General features: G+C 72.8%; 1 protein-coding gene. It reads left to right on the top strand.

Going from position 1 to position 1504, the window contains the following annotated elements; genetic code table 11:
• On the top strand, positions 1-1504 hold a 1504-nt coding region (locus BT108_RS13245; RefSeq protein ID WP_255369727.1), incomplete at both ends, for a condensation domain-containing protein.

Here is a 1504-nt window from a genome sequence, read left to right on the forward strand (position 1 = left end):
GATGCGGCGCAGCGGCGGCGCCTGAGTGCGCTGCCGCGCCGGGAAGTCCTGTTCAACTACCTGGGCCAGCTGGACGCGAGCTTCGAGCAGGACAGTCCCTGGCGCCTGAGCGAAGAACCGGTGGGCGCCTGCATGGACGAGGACGCCCCGCGCAGCCACGCCCTGGCCATCAACGGCCAGATCCACGCAGGCGAACTCAGGCTCGAGATCGGCTACAGCGCGGCGCGCTACCGGGCGGACACGATCGCGGCGCTGGCGGCCTCGTACCAGGCCGAACTCGAAGCCCTGATCGCCCACTGCAGCGAAGGCGCGGCGGGCGTGACCCCCTCCGACTTCCCGCTGGCGGGCCTGAGCCAGGCCCAGCTGGACGCCCTGCCGCTGGCGGCGGCACAGCTCGAAGACCTCTACCCCCTCTCGCCGATGCAGGCGGGCATGCTGTTCCACAGCCTGTACGCCCCCGACGGCAGCGCCTACCTCAACCAGATACGGCTCGACATCGAAGGCCTGGACGCGGCGCGCTTCCGCGAAGCCTGGCAGGGCCTGCAGGCACGCCACGACATCCTGCGCACTGGTTTCCTGACCCAGCGCGAGCGCCTGCTGCAATGGGTGGCGCGCGACGTGGCCCTGCCCTTTGCCGAACACGACTGGCGCGCACGCGCTGGAGAAGAAGACCTGGGCGCGGCCCTGGACGAACTGGCGCGCGCCGACCTGGCGCAAGGCTTCGACCTGTCGCAGCCGCCGCTGCAGCGGCTGCACCTGGTACGCACCGGGCCGGCCCGCCACCACCTCATCTGGACCACCCACCACCTGCTGCTCGACGGCTGGAGCACCTCGCAGCTGCTGGGCGAAGTCCTGCGGCGCTACGCGGGCGAGGCCCTGGCGCCGCACGGCGGACGCTACCGCGACTACATCGCCTGGCTGGCGGCGCGCGAGGGCGGCGCGAGCGAGGCATACTGGCGCGCCCAGACGCAGCGCCTGGAGAGCCCGACGCGGCTGGCGCAGCCGACGCAGCCGACGAACGGAGATGCGGACGCGGGGCACGGCGAACACGAGCGCATCCTGGACGCCTCCCGCACCCGGCGCCTGCTGGCGGCGGCGCGGCGCGCGCGCATCACCCCCAACACCCTGGTACAGGCGGCATGGGCGCTGCTGCTGCGGCGCCACACCGGGCAGGACGTGGTCGCCTTCGGCGCCACGGTGGCGGGGCGGCCGCAGGACCTGGCGGGGGCCGAACACCTGCTGGGGCTGTTCATCAACACCCTGCCGGTGATCGTGGAGATCGACCCGTGGCGCCGTGTGGACGACTGGCTGCAGGCGCTGCAGGCGCAGAACCTGGCCCTGCGCGAACACGAGCACACCCCCCTGTACGACATCCAGCGCTGGGCGGGGCAGGCGGGGCAGGGCCTGTTCGACACCCTGCTGGTATTCGAGAACTACCCGGTGGACAGCGCCCTGCAGGCGGCGACGCCGGGGGGACTGCGCATCGGCGGGGTGGAGAACCGGG

It is taken from the genome of Nitrosovibrio sp. Nv17 (assembly GCF_900119085.1).
Taxonomy (GTDB): Bacteria; Pseudomonadota; Gammaproteobacteria; order Burkholderiales; family Nitrosomonadaceae; genus Nitrosospira.